This window comes from Aeromicrobium sp. CF3.5 (assembly GCF_051262695.1).
Taxonomy (GTDB): domain Bacteria; phylum Actinomycetota; class Actinomycetes; order Propionibacteriales; family Nocardioidaceae; genus Aeromicrobium.
This window is the reverse complement of sequence record NZ_JBIMEZ010000005.1, coordinates 194191-209114: the sequence shown is the minus strand read 5'-3', so window position 1 is coordinate 209114 and position 14924 is coordinate 194191. Positions and strand designations below refer to the sequence as shown.

Sequence of the window (14924 nt, the reverse complement as noted above, 5' to 3'; positions counted from 1 at the left end):
TCTTACTGTCGAGTCATGAGGATCGCCGTCGCAGGTGCCACCGGCGTGGTCGGACACAAGGTCACCGAGCTGGCGCGCGGGCTCGGCCACGAGGTCGTCCCGCTGGCCCGGTCACTGGGCGTCGACCTCACCACGGGCGCTGGCCTCGCCGACGCACTCGCCGGCGTCGACACCGTGGTCGACACGACCAGCACCACGACCCAGGGCAGGGCGGGCGCCGAACGCTTCTTCGACAGCGTCACCAGCACTCTGCTGGCCGCCGAGACGGCGGCCGGCACAGGTCATCACGTCGCGATCTCCATCGTCGGCATCGACGACATCGCGCTCGGCTACTACCAGGGCAAGCAGCGCCAAGAACAACTGATCACCAGCGGCCCCATTCCGTGGTCGATCCTGCGCACCACCCAGTTCCACGAGTTCTCCGCCCGTTCGCTCGGCTTCATGAAGCTGGGTCCGGTCAGCCTGGTGCCAGCCATGCCCTCACGCACCATCGCAGCCGCCGAGGCGGCCGCGGCCCTGGTCGAGCTGTGCGAGGCCGGCCCGGCCGGACGCGTGCCCGATCTCGCGGGCCCCGAGGACAACCACATGGTCGACCTCGCGCGTCAGTACGTGCGGTCGACCGGGTCGCGACAGACGGTGGTCGGCCTGCGGGTCCCCGGTGCGGCGGGCCGGGCGATCAGGGCTGGCGGGTTGCGTCCGACTTCTGACGGCCCTCGCGGCACCCAAACCTTCGGGCAGTGGCTGCGCGCGTTGTGACGGGGCACACGGCCCGCCTACCATGGCCCATGCCCGCCGCCGGACTCCACACTCTCGTCGTCGACGACGAGCAGCCGGTGCTCGACGAGCTGGTCTGGCTGCTGGGTCGTGATGATCGCATCGCCACGGTCGAGTCGGCGCGGTCCGGCACCGATGCACTGCAGGTGCTCGAGGCGGGCGAGATCGACCTGGTGTTCCTCGACATCGCCATGCCGGGCCTCACCGGGCTGCAGATCGCCAGCCTGGTCGGCCGATTTCGGCACCCGCCGGCGATCGTGTTCGTCACGGCGCACGACGCTCACGCGGTCGAGGCCTTCGAGCTGAACGCCGTCGACTACCTGCTCAAGCCCATCCGGGAGGAGCGGCTGCGCGAGAGCGTGCGGCGGGTGTGCGAGAGCGACGCCACCACAGCGGACCCCGACGCGACGATCGCCGTCGAGCTGGGCGGCGTGACGCGCTTCGTGCAGCGATCGGCCGTCGCGGTGGTCGAGGCGCAGGGTGACTACGTGCGCCTGCACACCACGGGCGGCGACAGTCACCTGATCCGCACCCCACTGTCGACCCTGGCCGCCGCCTGGGCCGACGTCGGATTCGCACGCGTCCACCGCAGCCATGCCGTGAACCTCGCCCACGTCGTGGAGCTGCGCACCCACGCTGGCCGATCCAGCGTGCTGGTCGACACCGGCGCCACGCCCACCGAGATCCAGGTGGCGCGCCGCCACACCCGTGAGCTGCGCGACCTGATCCACCATCGCGCCCGATGAGCGACCCGGACCAGCCGCCCGTCCACACCGGCCGTGTGCGCGTCACCAGTCCACTGGCATCGGCATCGCGGCACGTGCCTCGGTCGGCTCGCCAGGAGATCGACGAGTCGACCGGTGTCGGCGAGCTCTACATGCGCTCACTGATCCGATCCCAGCTGCGCGCGGCCCTCACGGTGGTGGTCACCCTCCTGCTGTCGATCGGTGCGTTGCCGATCGTGTTCCTGACCGTCGACGCCTCGACCACGTTGCGCCTGTTCGGCATTCCTGCGCCGTGGATCGTCCTCGGCGTGCTGGTCTACCCCTTCATCGGCATCATCGGATGGCTCTTCGTGCGCCAGGCCGAGCGCGCCGAACGTGACTTCGCCGATCTCGTCGACGCCACCGAGACCCGAGACTCCGCGTCCGGGGGCCCGGCGTGAACGCCACCTACGGCGTGGTGGCGATCACCCTCGTGGCGCTCGCGACGGTGGGCATCGGAGCCTTCGGGCTGCGCGTCAGCCGCACCACGAGCGACTTCTACGTGGCGTCGCGGTCGGTCAGCCCGATCTGGAACAGCTCCGCCATCGGCGGCGAGTACCTGTCGGCAGCCTCGTTCCTCGGCGTGGCCGGGCTCGTGCTGGCCTCGGGCGCCGACATGCTCTGGTACCCCATCGGCTGGACCGCCGGCTACCTGCTCCTGCTGGTCTTCGTCGCCGCTCCGTTGCGTCGATCCGGTGCGTACACGATTCCGGACTTCGCCCAGCTGCGCCTCGGCTCGATCGCGGTGCGGCGCCTGGCCAGCGCCCTGGTGGTCGCGGTCGGCTGGCTGTACCTGATGCCGCAGTTCCAGGGCGCCGGCCTGACGGTGCGCACCGTCACGGGTTCCCCCGCCTGGGTGGGGACCGCGCTGGTCGCCATGATCGTGATGGTCAACGTGGTGTCGGGCGGGATGCGCAGCATCACCTTCGTGCAGGCCTTCCAGTACTGGCTCAAGCTGACCGCACTGCTGGTGCCCGTGTTCTTCCTCGTGCACGCGTGGACGCTCGACGGCAGCCCGTCACCGGTTGCCCCCACTGACTGGTTCAGCCCGTTCGGCGGCACCGATCCGACCAGCCTGTACCTGACGTACTCGGTGCTGGCGGCGACCTTCCTCGGCACGATGGGGCTGCCGCACGTCGTGGTGCGCTTCTACACCAACCCCGACGGGCAGGCCGCCCGCCGCACGACCCTGATCGTGCTCGGTCTCCTCGGCGCCTTCTACCTGCTGCCGACCATCTACGGCGTGCTCGGCCGAATCTACGCACCCGACCTCATCGCCGCGGGTCGCACCGATGCCGTGGTGCTGGAGCTTCCGGCACGCATGCTCGGCGGCACGACCGGCGAGGTGCTGTCGGCCGTGCTCACGGCGGGCGCGTTCGCGGCCTTCCTGTCGACCTCCTCGGGCCTGACGATGTCGGTGGCGGGCGTGCTCGGTCAGGCACTGACCGGCATCGATCGCGTCGGGAGCCGACTGGGAGGAGTGGCCGCGTTCCGCATTGCCGCCGTGCTGTGCCTGATCGTTCCCGTCACGCTCGCCCTGTCGGCTGAGCGGATCCCGGTCGCCAGCTCGGTGACATTCGCCTTCGCGCTGGCCGCCTCGACGTTCTGCCCACTGCTCGTGCTGGGCGTGTGGTGGCGCGGCCTCACCGACATCGGCGCCATCGCCGGCCTGATGGGCGGTGGGGTGTGCGCCGGCGTGGCCCCCATCCTCACGATCGCAGCGCGTCCCGAGGGATGGCTCGGCGCACTGATGAGCCAGCCCGCGCTCTGGTCGGTCCCTGTCGGCTTCTCGCTGATGATCGGTGTGTCCCTGCTGACCCGTCATCGCGCGCCGGCCAACGTCGCGCGCACCATGGTGCGCCTGCACACCCCGGAGCGAATCGACGTCGACCGCCGCTCCTAGTGGTCCCGTTCTGGAACCCCGCTGGTCGCACAGGACCGACCGTTCGTCGCGGCCCGATTCCCGTAGGTCGCAGGAGTCCGGCATCTGAGCGCACGACCCCGCCGGTGATCTGGCTCACATCGCACTGCGCCCCTAGCGTCTTCGGCGTGGCACACCCGTGCCCGCGCATCACGAGAGAGGTACACCCCGTGGCGGACAAGATCAGCCCCGAGGCCGAAGCGGCCTACCAACGCATCCACGCGTCCGATGACTTCCAGGGCCTGAAGAAGGCCTACCTGGGCTTCGTCGTCCCGGCCACCATCGCCTTCATGGCCTGGTACCTGCTGTACGTCCTGTGCTCGAACTACGCACCTGACCTGATGGCCATTCGCGTCGTCGGCAACATCAACATCGCCCTGGTCTGGGGACTCCTGCAGTTCGTGACCACCTTCGGCCTGGCCTACTGGTACTCCCAGTACTCGGCCCGTCGCATGGACCCCACCGCTGATCGACTCGGCGAAGAGTTCGAGCAGGAGATCAACCGATGAACACGTCCTCTCCCGCCCAGATCACCCTGGTCCAGGCCTCCGCCGAGGGCGGCAACCAGCTGCTGACCGGATCGCTGTTCGTCTTCATCGTGCTGCTGACCGTCGGCATCACCTTCTGGGCCAGCCGCAACACCAAGACCGCTGCCGACTACTACGCCGGCGGCCGCAGCTTCAGCGGCGTCCAGAACGGCTTCGCCATCGGCGGCGACTACATGTCGGCCGCCTCGTTCCTGGGCATCTCCGGCGCGATCGCCCTGTCCGGCTACGACGGGTTCCTGTACTCGATCGGCTTCCTGGTGGCGTGGCTCGTGGCTCTGCTGCTGGTGGCCGAGCTCCTGCGCAACTCCGGCAAGTTCACGATGGCCGACCAGCTCGCGTACCGCATGCGCCAGACACCGGTGCGCACCGCGGCCGCGACCTCGACCATCATCGTGTCGATCTTCTACCTGCTCGCCCAGATGGTCGGTGCGGGTGCCCTCGTGGCCCTGCTGCTGGGCATCGACAGCGACAGCGCCAAGAATCTGACGATCGCCGGGGTCGGCGTCCTGATGATCTTCTACGTCGTCATCGGCGGCATGAAGGGCACCACCTGGGTGCAGATCGTCAAGGCAGTCCTGCTGATGGGCGGCACGATCCTGATCAGCGTCCTGGTGCTGGCCAAGTTCAACTTCAACATCTCCGACCTGCTCGGCACGGCTGCGGAGAACAGCGGTGAGGGTCGAGCCTTCCTGGAGCCCGGCCTGCAGTACGGCGGCACGGCAACCAGCAAGATCGACTTCATCTCCTTGGGCATCGCCCTGGTGCTCGGTACCGCCGGCCTCCCGCACATCCTGGTGCGTTTCTACACGGTTCCGACCGCGCGCCAGGCACGCAAGTCGGTGCTCTGGGCCATCGGCATCATCGGCAGCTTCTACCTGCTGACACTGGTCCTCGGCTTCGGCGCCGCTGCGCTGGTGACCGGCGACAAGAAGCAGGAGATCGTCGATTCGGGCGGCAACCTGGCCTCGCCCCTGCTGGCCGAGGCCGTGGGAGGTGGAGCCGGCACGACCGGAGGAGCCATCCTGCTGGCCCTGATCTCGGCGGTCGCCTTCGCCACGATCCTGGCCGTCGTCGCCGGCCTCACCCTGACGTCGGCCTCCTCGGTGGCGCACGACCTGTACGCCAGCGTCTGGAAGAAGGGCACCGCCACCGGCGCCCAGGAGATCAAGGTGGCGCGCATCTCCGCTTTCGTCATCGGCGGCGTCGCGATCGCCCTGGCGATCCCGGGCCAGAAGCTGAACGTCGCGTTCCTGGTGGCGTTGGCCTTCGCCGTCGCAGCGTCGGCGAACCTGCCGGCGCTGCTGTTCAACCTGTTCTGGAAGCGCTTCAACACCCGAGGCGCGGTCTGGAGCATCTACGGTGGCCTGATCGCCGCTGTGGGGCTGGTGGTCTTCAGCCCCACCGTGTCCGGGTCGGACACCGCGCTGCTGACCGGCGTCGACTTCGCGTGGTTCCCGCTGACCAACCCGGGCATCGTGTCGATCCCGCTGGGCTTCCTGCTCGGCTTCCTCGGCACGATCACCTCGAAGGAACGCACCAGCGAGGATCGTTTCGCCGAGCTCGAGGTCCGGTCCCTGACAGGGGCGGGGGCGGAGAAGTAGGGCGCGCGGCTTCGCCGCTCCAGCGGCTCGTACCTCGCCGCTGCCGGGCTTCGCCCGGGCGCCTGCCTCGCTTCGCTCGGCCCATGGTCGGGTGCCGCTGGCGGGCTTCGCCCGGGCGCCTGCCTCGCTTCGCTCGGCCCATGGTCGGGTCAGAGGCGAGGCAGGCGCACATCCGAACGCAGTAGCGCCCCGCGGTGCACCAGTCCGTGCGCTGAGCAAGAATGCAACACAGCCGTCGATCGAGGAGAACATCGTGACCGAGCAAGGCATCAGCAACCTGTCGAACGAGAACCGTCGGTTCGAGCCGCCGGCCGAGCTGGCCGCGAACGCGAACCTGACCGCCGAGGCCTACGAGCGCGCCTCCGCCGATCGCCTCGGCTTCTGGGCCGAGCAGGCCGAGCGCATCTCGTGGTCCACCCCGTTCACGGAGGTGCTCGACTGGACCAAGGCGCCGTTCGCCAAGTGGTTCGTGGGCGGCACGCTCAACGCCGCCTACAACTGCGTGGACCGTCACGTCGAGGCCGGTCACGGCGAGCGCGTGGCGTTCCACTTCGTCGGCGAGCCCGGCGACACCCGAGACATCACCTACGCCAACCTCAAGGACGAGGTCAGCCAGGCCGCGAACGCGCTGGTCGACCTCGGCGTCAAGACCGGCGACCGAGTCGCCATCTACATGCCGATGATCCCTGAGGCCATCGTCGCGATACTGGCCTGCGCACGGCTCGGCGCCCCGCACACCGTCGTGTTCGGTGGCTTCAGCTCCGATGCCCTGGCCAGCCGCGTCGAGGACTGCGACGCCAAGATCATCATCACGGCCGACGGCGGATACCGCCGCGGCGCTCCGTCGGCCCTCAAGCCCGCCGTCGACGAGGCCCTCGCCAAGCTCGGCGACACCAGCCCCGTCCAGCACGTCCTGGTCGCCCGGCGCACCGAGACCGACACCGAGATGACCGAAGGTCGCGACGTGTGGTGGCACGACGTCGTCGCCACGGCCTCCACCGATCACACCCCGGAGGCATTCGACGCCGAGCACCCGCTCTACGTCATGTACACCTCGGGCACGACCGGCAAGCCCAAGGGAATCCTGCACACCACGGGCGGCTACCTGGTGCAGAACGCCTACACGTTCTGGGGCATCTTCGACCACAAGCCCGACGACGTCTTCTGGTGCACCGCCGACATCGGCTGGGTCACCGGGCACTCGTACATGGTCTACGGTCCGCTGCTCAACGGGGCGACCCAGGTGATGTACGAAGGCACCCCCGACACCCCCACCAAAGGTAGGTGGTGGGACATTATTTCTGACTATGGAGTGACGCTTTTTTACACGGCCCCCACCGCCATTCGCACCTGCATGAAGTGGGGCGAGCAGATCCCGGCCGAGCGCGATCTGTCGAGCCTGCGCATCATGGGCTCGGTCGGCGAATCGATCAACCCCGAGGCCTACGTCTGGTACCGCGACAACATCGGCAGCGGGCGCACGCCCATCGTCGACACGTGGTGGCAGACCGAGACCGGCGCACACATGATGAGCCCGCTGCCCGGTGTCACCTCGGCCAAGCCCGGCTCGGCCATGCGCGCCATACCAGGCATCGACATCGAGGTCGTCGACGACGCGGGCCAGCCCGTCGGCAACGGCGAGGGCGGATACCTGGTCGTCACCGAGCCGTGGCCGGCCATGCTGCGCACCATCTGGGGCGATGACGACCGCTACAAGGAGACCTACTGGTCGCGCTGGGAAAACCTGTACTTCGCCGGCGACGGAGCCAAGAAGGACGACGACGGCGACATCTGGCTGATGGGGCGCGTCGATGACGTCATGAACGTGTCCGGCCATCGTCTGTCGACCACCGAGATCGAATCCGCACTGGTCTCACACCCCAAGGTGGCCGAGGCAGCCGTCGTGGGTGCGGCAGACGACACGACCGGTCAGGCCGTGGTGGCGTTCGTCATCCTTCGAGAGTCGGCCGGCGACGGCGGCCAGGAAGTCGTCAAGGAGCTGCGTGACCACGTCGGCAAGGAGATCGGTCCGATCGCCAAGCCAAAGCGCATCATGGTCGTGCCCGAGCTGCCCAAGACCCGGTCCGGCAAGATCATGCGCCGGTTGCTGCGCGACGTCGCCGAGGATCGCGAGGTGGGCGACTCGTCCACTCTGGCGGACGCCGGCGTCATGCAATTGATCTCAGACGGCATCGGCGCTGGGAAGGGTGACGACGACTGATGCAGCAGCCACGGGCCCGCGCGCTGTGACTGTCGCGGCACGCGGGCCCGAAGGCTTGTAGGGTCGCCCTCATGAGCACGCCCCACAAGACCGATGCCGCGCCCACCATCGGCGCTCTCGCCAAGGACGTCGAACGAAATCTCTCCGACCTGGTGCGCTCCGAGATCGCGCTGGCCAAGTCCGAGGTCAAGTTCAGCGTCAAGGCAGGTGGTATCGGCGCAGGACTCCTGGCCGTGGTGGCCTTCCTGGGCCTGCTGCTGATCATCATGTTGTCGATCACCGCGGCGTACTTCATCGTGATGGCCGGACTACATCCTGCCTGGGCGTTCCTGATCGTCAGCGGTTTCTACCTGCTGCTGATCGTCGTGCTCGGACTCGTCGGCATCCGCCTGCTCAAGAAGGTCAAGGCCCCCACGCAGACGATCAGCACCGCGAAGGCGATCCCGCCGGCTCTCAAGGGCCACAAGGACAGCGCCGCACCGGCATCGCCCCCACTGCGTTGAGCGCCATCAGCCACGGCTGAACGCGCGGCCGACCAGGCCGAGCACCGCCACCACACCAGCACACCCGATCGCCACCACGACCCACTGGTCGAACGACTCGACGGCCCGCTCCTGCACCAGCAGCTGGAAGCGCTGTCCGATCGGATCGAGGGTCTCGCCCGAGTCGCCCAGCTGCGTGGCCTGGTCCCGGACCACCTGACCCGCCAGCCACACGCTGGCGGCCGTGGCGATGCCCAGGCCCAGCAGGGCCGTCGATCGTCGCCGCGCAGCCAGCACACAGATGACCGCAGCCACAGCCGCGACGCCCAGTCCCAGCAGGGCCCGATCGGGCGACCGGTCGACGAAGTCGAGAACCGGCGCCACGTCCTCCTCACCACCCGAGGTCTGCAGCTCGGCGGGGGCCGGCAGCTCGAACGGCAGCCCCTCGTCGATCGAGTCGATGATCGCCGTGGACACCGGCGTCAGGTCGAGCACGATGCGATCGCCGTCGGCGAACGTGGCCCGATGCGACGCACGCTGGACCTCCTCGAACAGGTCCACGAATCCGTCGGCACTCACCACCTGCTCCGCGCCGGCCCGCACGACGTCCTGCGCCCCCGAGGCCGCTAGCTCGGGCACCTCCGCACGGTCGACCACCCCAGCGGCGACGACGTCGATGATCTCGGCACGAAACTCCTGATCAGACGCCAGCTGCGTCGTGGCGTCGACGAAACCGTCCTCGTCGGCGATGTTCGCCGCCAGCCACGTGACGGGCAGGACGACAGCAACAGCCAGCGCCGCGATCAGTCCGGCCAGGCCGGCGATCACCGACCGCATCAAGCACAACCACCGGTCGAGACCGTGGTGGTCGCACCGATGCCGCGCTCGGCGGACTCGGCGACCTGGTCCGCGGTGAGGGCATATCCCGTGGAGCGGTCGGAGATCGACGCGGCGAAGATGACGCCCAGCACCTGACCGTCGGAGGAGACCAACGGGCCGCCGGAGTTTCCGGACCGCACCAGGCTCCGCACCGAGAACGTGTCGCGCGTGACTCGCCCCTCGTCGTAGATGTCAGGGCTGCGCAGATCGATCCGATCGCGGATGCGAGCCGCACGGGCGTCGAACGGACCGTTCTGCGGGAAGCCGAGGACGGCCGCAGCGTCGCCCGCCGCGCCCGACGTGTCGAAGTCGAGGGGGGTGAGGTTCACGTCGGCGGCCAGGACCGCGACATCGAGGTCCTTGTCGAACAGGACGACGCGCGTGGGAATGCGCTGGTCGCCGATGACCAGGTTCGGCTCCTCGACCCCGGCGACCACGTGGGCGTTGGTCATGATCCGACCGGGAGCATAGGCAAAGCCCGAACCCTCCAGACCGCTGTCACAGCGCGACTGTCCGAGGATCTTGACGACGCTCTCGCGGGCGGACTGGACTCCGGGTTGCTGCAGCGTCGCCTCGTCGGGCGGGCTGACCTCGGTGATCTGCTCGGTCTCGAACGGGTCGATGTAGCGGGGGAACAAGTTGGTGTCGAGGACGTCGTTGAACGACTGCAGCACCGACGTGGCCTGCGACGGCATGTACCCGTCGACGCGGTCGAGGATCGCCGAGGATCGCGAGGCCGCCGACAGGTAAGGGATCGAGGTGCCGCTGACCGAGTAGCCCAGCGCCCAGCCGGCCACGAGCACCGCGACGATGCTCAGCACGCTGCCCCCGACGGCGTCGAGGGAGCGCAGGGGCCGCCAGCGCAGACCCGTGCGCAGCTCGGATCCCACGAATGTTCCGATGGCCTGACCGACGGCCGCCGCCGCGATGACCAGTCCGAGGGCCAGCAGCGATGAGCCCAGGCTCTGGGTGGCCTCGGTCATGACGCGCGGCACGATGGCGATGGCGAGCAGACCGCCCACGAGCAGGCCCGTGGTCGCGACGAGGTTGACCACGAATCCCTGCACGTAACCGCTGATGGCGTACGCCACCACGATCACGACCAGCACGATGTCGAGCGAGTTCACCAGGCCCCCTTCGGCAAGGATCGGCGCACGTCGGCGTCCCATGGCTCGTCCCAGCCCACGACCTCGAACAGTCGGGACACGATGCCGGCGGTGAAGCCCCACAGCGGCACCTCGGCGCCCACCTCGAAGGCAGGACCGACCCAGCCGGACGGATGGGTCACGCTGTACCGGTTGACCGGATCCAGTAGGTCACGAACGGGCTGGTGGAGCACCTGGACGACCTCGTGCTCGCTGGTCGAGGTCAGGGCCTGCGGGTCGTTCCAGTAGCCGAGCACCGGCGTGACGGCGAAGTTGCTCGGGGGCAGCCACAACGTCGGAAGCGTGCCGAACACCTCGACCGTTGCAGGCTCGAGACCGACCTCCTCGTACGCCTCGCGCAGTGCCGTGCTGATCGCGTCGACGTCGCCGGGGTCCTTCCCGCCGCCAGGAAAGGAGATCTGGCCTGCGTGGTGGCGCATCGAGGCGCCGCGACGCGTCAACAGGATCTCGGGGCCGTCCGCACCGTCCGCGAACAAGATGAGCACCGAGGCGGGTCGTGCGTCGGCAGGCGGTTCGGGCGAGTTCGGCGCCAGACGCTTCGCGGTGATGGTCGCCAGCGAATCGACCACGGGGTGCAGCCACGCGGGAAGCGGCGTGCCACTCATGGGCTGACCCCCGATCGGGTGACTCGCGCGAGATCGCGCGGACGGGGCCACGATGGCGCGTCACGGACCAGTGTGACGGATCCGCCCACGCACCGACGCGTCACCTGCGGGGTCACACGTTCACTCACGCGGGACCCTGCGTGGTGAGCAGGGTCGCTGCGACCTGTGGGTCCGTGGGTCCCTCCCCGAAGGAGGGGCACCAGCGAGCAACCGGACAGGCCCCACAAGCTGGTTTCTTGGCATGACAGCAGCGTCTGCCGTGAAAGATCAGACGATGGCACAGCATCGTCCAGTCACCGCGGGGGAAGAGGGCGCCGATCGCGTGCTCGGCCCGGACAGGGTCCTTAGCGATCCCCGGCTCGACCCAACCCAACCGGCGCACCAGCCGGGCCACGTGGGTGTCGACGGTGATGCCGGGGACACCGAAGGCGTCGCCCAGCACCACGTTCGCGGTCTTGCGCCCCACGCCCGGCAGCGTCACCAGATCGGCCAGTCGGCCGGGCACTTGGGCGTCGAATCGCTCGACGAGGGTGGCGGACAGGCCCAGCAGGCTGTCGGTCTTGGCACGGAAGAAGCCGGTCGGCCGGATGATCGCCTCGATGTCCTCGCGCTGGGCCGCCGCCATCTCGGCCGGCCCCGGGTAGGCGGCGAAGAGCGCCGGCGTCACCGAGTTCACCCGGCGGTCGGTGGTCTGCGCCGACAGCACGGTGGCCACCAGCAGCTGGAAGGCGTCGTCGAAGTCGAGCTCGCACCGCGCGTCGGGATAGGCCTCAGCAAGCTCGCGATGGGTCCTGCGCGCCCGCCTCACCAGCCTCGTCTCGGGCCGCGGCGTGGGAGTGGGCGACATCACCCCACCGTACGATGAGGCGCGCCGGTCGCGCAGAGCGACCGACATGTGGGAAACTCCTCATGCCGTGTGAGGCAGAACACGAAAACCCGTTGGGTGGAGGAAAAAGTTGTGAGCGACGAGATTTTGCGACAGGCGCCACTGTTCGCTGGCCTGGATGACGACGCTGCAGCCACGCTGTCGGGGTCCATGTCTCCCAGCTCGCTTCGGCGCGGCGAGATCCTGTTCAACGAGGGTGATGACGGCAACCAGTTGTACGTCGTGATCGAGGGCAAGATCAAGCTCGGTCGTACGTCACCGGACGGTCGCGAGAACCTGCTCGCGATCCTCGGCCCCGGCCAGATGTTCGGCGAGCTGTCGTTCTTCGACCCCGGCCCCCGATCGGCCACCGCCACCGCAGTCACCGACGTCGAGATGAAGAGCCTCGGACACGAAGCCCTCATTCCGGTGCTGGAGGCTCATCCCGTGGTCGCCCAGGCCCTGCTGAACCAGCTGGCCGGACGCCTGCGTCGCACCAACGAGGTCGTCGGTGACCTGGTGTTCTCCGACGTCCCCGGCCGCGTCGCCAAGGCTCTGCTCGATCTCGCGTCCCGCTTCGGTCGGCGCGCCGACGACGGCATCCACGTCAACCACGACCTCACCCAGGAGGAGCTGGCCCAGCTGGTCGGCGCCTCGCGCGAGACGGTCAACAAGGCTCTGGCCGACTTCGCGAGTCGCGGCTGGCTCCGACTGGAACCGCGCAGCGTGGTCATCCTCGACCTCGAACGCCTCCAGCGTCGCTCCCGCTAGCCCCGCTAGCCCCGTTAGTCCCCAACTTTTGTAGCGTTTCGCAGGTGTCACGGCACCATTTGCATGCGTAAGGCTACAAAAGTTGGGGGTTAGGGCCGGGGGTTACGGCTGGAGGTAGTCCAGTTGGGCGGCGACGCTGTGCTCGGCAGCGGGCCACAGCGACTCGTCGACGTCGGCGTAGACGGTCTCGACGACCTCGCGAGGGGTGGTCGCGCCGGCGTCGACGGCCGCACGCACCTGGTCGAGTCGCTCGGCGCGGTGCTCGAGATAGAAGTCCACGACCTCGGCCGGCCGATCGATGACCGGGCCGTGGCCGGGCAGGATGCGCCTCACGAGGTCCTCGGCGATCAGCTCTCGGATGCGCGCCAAGGAGTCCAGGTAGGCGCCGAGCGCACCGTCAGGATGAGCGATGATCGTGGTGCCTCGGCCCAGGATGGTGTCGCCGCTGAGCAGCGTGCCCTCGGAGCCAAGGAGCAGGCACACCGAGTCCGTGGTGTGCCCCGGCGTGGCGACGACCTCGATCAGCAATCCGTCGACGTCGATCTCGTCGTAGTCAGTCAGTGGCTCGGCAGAGCGGCAGAACTGTGGATCGACGGCACGGCAGGGAGCTCCGGTCAGCTCGGCGAACCGGTCGACGGCGTCGGTGTGGTCGCCGTGACGATGCGTGAACAGCACCAGCGCCACGTCGCCGGCGGCAGCGAGCACCGCCTGCAGGTGGTGCTCATCGGCCGGCCCCGGGTCGACCACGACACTGCGCCCGGCTCCGGGCTCACGCAGGATCCAGGTGTTGGTGCCATCGAGCGTCATGAGGCCCGGATTGTCGGCCAGCAGGAACGAGGCGCGGTCGGTGACCGCAGTGGCAGCACTCACGAGCTCTCCCCCGGGTTGGTTTCCAAGAACAGCTCCCCGTCGACGTCGACGAGGTGCGGCACGATCGTCTCGAACCGGCGATCCCGAGAGATCTCCACGACGGTGGCTGCCGTGTGCCGGGCGACCTCGCGACACGTGGCGATGGTGGGCGGCATCATCGACGCGTCACCAGCGTCGATCGAGCGCAGCACCTCGGCCAGCGGCATCCAGGAAGCCCGGTCGGCCTCTCGGCTCATGGCGCCGACCCGCTGCCCGTGCGGCAGGGCTGCGACGAAGAACCGCGTGTCGTAACGACGCGGCTCGAATCTCGGGGTGATCCAGTGGGCCCAGGCACCGACCAGATCGGCGCGCAGCACCAGGTGCTCGCGGCGCAGGAAGTCACCGAACGAGAGACGACCCTCCTCCAGGTCGTCGCGGGCCTGCTCCATCGCGTCCGTGCTGGTGTCGGACAGGACCGTGCTCTCGTCGGGGCCCGCCAGCAGCACGGCGGTCTCCTCGAAGGTCTCCCGCACCGCCGCCACCACCAGCGCGCGAGCCAGCTGGGGGTCGCATCGCCACCGACTGCCCCACTGCTCGGCGTCGGGACCGACCCACGGCATGTCCTCGTGGTCGGACGGGTGCACGCTCCCGCCGGGGAACACGTAGAACCCGGCGGCGAACGCCATGGTGGTCTGGCGCCGCATCAAGAAGGCCTCGATCCCGGCTGCACCATCGCGCACCACGACGATCGTGGCGGCGTCCCGGGGCACGACCGGGTCACCCGCTGCGGCCTCGGCGGCTTCGCGCAGGCGCCCCGACAGCGGGATCCGGGACGTCATGCGATCTCGACGACCAGCTCGATCTCGACCGGTGCATCCAGCGGCAGCGCGGCCACGCCCACGGCGCTGCGTGCATGCACGCCGGCCTCGCCGAAGGCCAGGCCGAGCAGCTCGCTGGCGCCGTTGGCCACGGTGGGCTGACCGGTGAAGTCCGGCGCGCTCGCGATGAAGACGGTGGCCTTGACGACCCGCACGACCTGCTCGACGTCAGCCACCGAGGCGACGGCGGCGATCGCGTTCAGGGCGCACTGACGAGCGCACGCGAAGGCGGTGTCGACATCGACGTCGGCGCCGACCTTGCCCGTGGCGATCAGCTCACCGCTGGCGAAGGGCAGCTGCCCGGACGTGAACACGTGCACCCCCGAGCGCACCGCCGGCACGTACACCGCGACAGGCTTCGGCGCGTCGGCCAGCGTGATGCCCTCAGCCGCCAAACGCTCCGCGACCGTCATGTCACGGGCCGCTTGAAGTAGGCCACCAGGTTCTCGGGATTGAGGCCCGGCACGATCTGCACGAGCTCCCATCCATCGGACCCGAAGTTGTCGAGAATCGCCTTCGTGTTGTGCACCAGCACGGGCGCGGTCAGATACTCCCACTGCGTCATACCCGCGACCCTACCGGCGACCGGGGCCTGCGGTC

At 69.0% G+C, this 14924-nt stretch carries 17 protein-coding genes; 9 read left to right on the top strand and 8 right to left on the bottom strand.

From position 1 onward, the window contains the following. Positions 1–15: 15 nt before the first annotated feature. The 8 genes from ACHAA3_RS11375 to ACHAA3_RS11340 all read left to right on the top strand — a co-directional run bounded on the left by ACHAA3_RS11375 (position 16) and on the right by ACHAA3_RS11340 (position 8332). Entirely contained in the window at positions 16–756 is a 741-nt protein-coding gene (locus tag ACHAA3_RS11375) for an SDR family oxidoreductase (RefSeq protein WP_435709128.1), read from the top strand. Positions 757–785: 29 nt separating this feature from the next. Further along, the gene (locus ACHAA3_RS11370; RefSeq protein ID WP_435709127.1) at positions 786–1520 is read left to right on the top strand and encodes a LytR/AlgR family response regulator transcription factor; all 735 of its coding nucleotides are present in this window, start codon (positions 786–788) and stop codon (positions 1518–1520) included. After that, on the top strand, positions 1517–1939 hold the full coding sequence (locus ACHAA3_RS11365; RefSeq protein ID WP_435709126.1) for a hypothetical protein: 423 nt from the start codon (positions 1517–1519) through the stop codon (positions 1937–1939). The genes ACHAA3_RS11370 and ACHAA3_RS11365 overlap by 4 nt, the downstream gene beginning before the upstream one ends. Next, positions 1936–3441, top strand: coding sequence for a cation acetate symporter (locus ACHAA3_RS11360; RefSeq protein ID WP_435709124.1), 1506 nt, complete (start codon positions 1936–1938; stop codon positions 3439–3441). Before ACHAA3_RS11365 ends, ACHAA3_RS11360 begins: the two co-directional genes overlap by 4 nt. Positions 3442–3629: 188 nt before the next feature. Beyond that, entirely contained in the window at positions 3630–3968 is a 339-nt protein-coding gene (locus ACHAA3_RS11355; RefSeq protein ID WP_435709123.1) for a DUF485 domain-containing protein, read from the top strand. Then, the gene (locus tag ACHAA3_RS11350; RefSeq protein ID WP_435709122.1) at positions 3965–5608 is read left to right on the top strand and encodes a solute symporter family protein; all 1644 of its coding nucleotides are present in this window, start codon (positions 3965–3967) and stop codon (positions 5606–5608) included. The genes ACHAA3_RS11355 and ACHAA3_RS11350 overlap by 4 nt, the downstream gene beginning before the upstream one ends. A gap of 253 nt (positions 5609–5861) precedes the next feature. Further along, a complete protein-coding gene (gene acs / locus ACHAA3_RS11345) occupies positions 5862–7829 on the top strand; it encodes an acetate--CoA ligase (protein ID WP_435709121.1) in 1968 nt (655 codons plus the stop codon). A gap of 71 nt (positions 7830–7900) precedes the next feature. Next, entirely contained in the window at positions 7901–8332 is a 432-nt protein-coding gene (locus ACHAA3_RS11340; protein ID WP_435709120.1) for a phage holin family protein, read from the top strand. A gap of 6 nt (positions 8333–8338) precedes the next feature. Here ACHAA3_RS11340 and ACHAA3_RS11335 read toward each other — a convergent pair whose 3' ends face one another. The 4 genes from ACHAA3_RS11335 to nth form a co-directional block, all read right to left on the bottom strand. Next, the gene (locus ACHAA3_RS11335; RefSeq protein ID WP_435709119.1) at positions 8339–9148 is read right to left on the bottom strand and encodes a hypothetical protein; all 810 of its coding nucleotides are present in this window, start codon (positions 9146–9148) and stop codon (positions 8339–8341) included. Then, positions 9148–10359 (bottom strand): MarP family serine protease, encoded by a 1212-nt coding sequence (locus tag ACHAA3_RS11330; protein WP_435709118.1) that lies wholly within the window; start codon positions 10357–10359, stop codon positions 9148–9150. Before ACHAA3_RS11330 ends, ACHAA3_RS11335 begins: the two co-directional genes overlap by 1 nt. After that, positions 10314–10961, bottom strand: a complete 648-nt coding sequence (locus ACHAA3_RS11325) for an NUDIX hydrolase (RefSeq protein ID WP_435709117.1) — start codon at positions 10959–10961, stop codon at positions 10314–10316. The genes ACHAA3_RS11330 and ACHAA3_RS11325 overlap by 46 nt, the downstream gene beginning before the upstream one ends. A gap of 124 nt (positions 10962–11085) precedes the next feature. Continuing rightward, on the bottom strand, positions 11086–11808 hold the full coding sequence (gene nth, locus ACHAA3_RS11320; RefSeq protein WP_435709116.1) for an endonuclease III: 723 nt from the start codon (positions 11806–11808) through the stop codon (positions 11086–11088). A 111-nt stretch (positions 11809–11919) separates the two neighbouring features. Between nth and ACHAA3_RS11315 the strand changes: the two genes are divergently transcribed. Beyond that, on the top strand, positions 11920–12597 hold the full coding sequence (locus tag ACHAA3_RS11315; RefSeq protein ID WP_435709115.1) for a Crp/Fnr family transcriptional regulator: 678 nt from the start codon (positions 11920–11922) through the stop codon (positions 12595–12597). Between the two features lie 102 nt (positions 12598–12699). Here the strand turns inward: ACHAA3_RS11315 and ACHAA3_RS11310 are convergent, their stop codons facing one another. Genes ACHAA3_RS11310 through ACHAA3_RS11295 form a run of 4 tightly spaced genes read right to left on the bottom strand, consistent with a single transcriptional unit; the run spans position 12700 to position 14889 of the window. After that, the gene (locus ACHAA3_RS11310; protein ID WP_435709114.1) at positions 12700–13467 is read right to left on the bottom strand and encodes an MBL fold metallo-hydrolase; all 768 of its coding nucleotides are present in this window, start codon (positions 13465–13467) and stop codon (positions 12700–12702) included. Then, on the bottom strand, positions 13464–14285 hold the full coding sequence (locus ACHAA3_RS11305) for an NUDIX hydrolase (protein WP_435709113.1): 822 nt from the start codon (positions 14283–14285) through the stop codon (positions 13464–13466). Before ACHAA3_RS11305 ends, ACHAA3_RS11310 begins: the two co-directional genes overlap by 4 nt. Beyond that, the gene (locus tag ACHAA3_RS11300) at positions 14282–14737 is read right to left on the bottom strand and encodes a RidA family protein (RefSeq protein WP_435709112.1); all 456 of its coding nucleotides are present in this window, start codon (positions 14735–14737) and stop codon (positions 14282–14284) included. Before ACHAA3_RS11300 ends, ACHAA3_RS11305 begins: the two co-directional genes overlap by 4 nt. Beyond that, on the bottom strand, positions 14734–14889 hold the full coding sequence (locus tag ACHAA3_RS11295; RefSeq protein WP_435709111.1) for a DUF4177 domain-containing protein: 156 nt from the start codon (positions 14887–14889) through the stop codon (positions 14734–14736). Before ACHAA3_RS11295 ends, ACHAA3_RS11300 begins: the two co-directional genes overlap by 4 nt. Positions 14890–14924 lie beyond the last annotated feature (35 nt).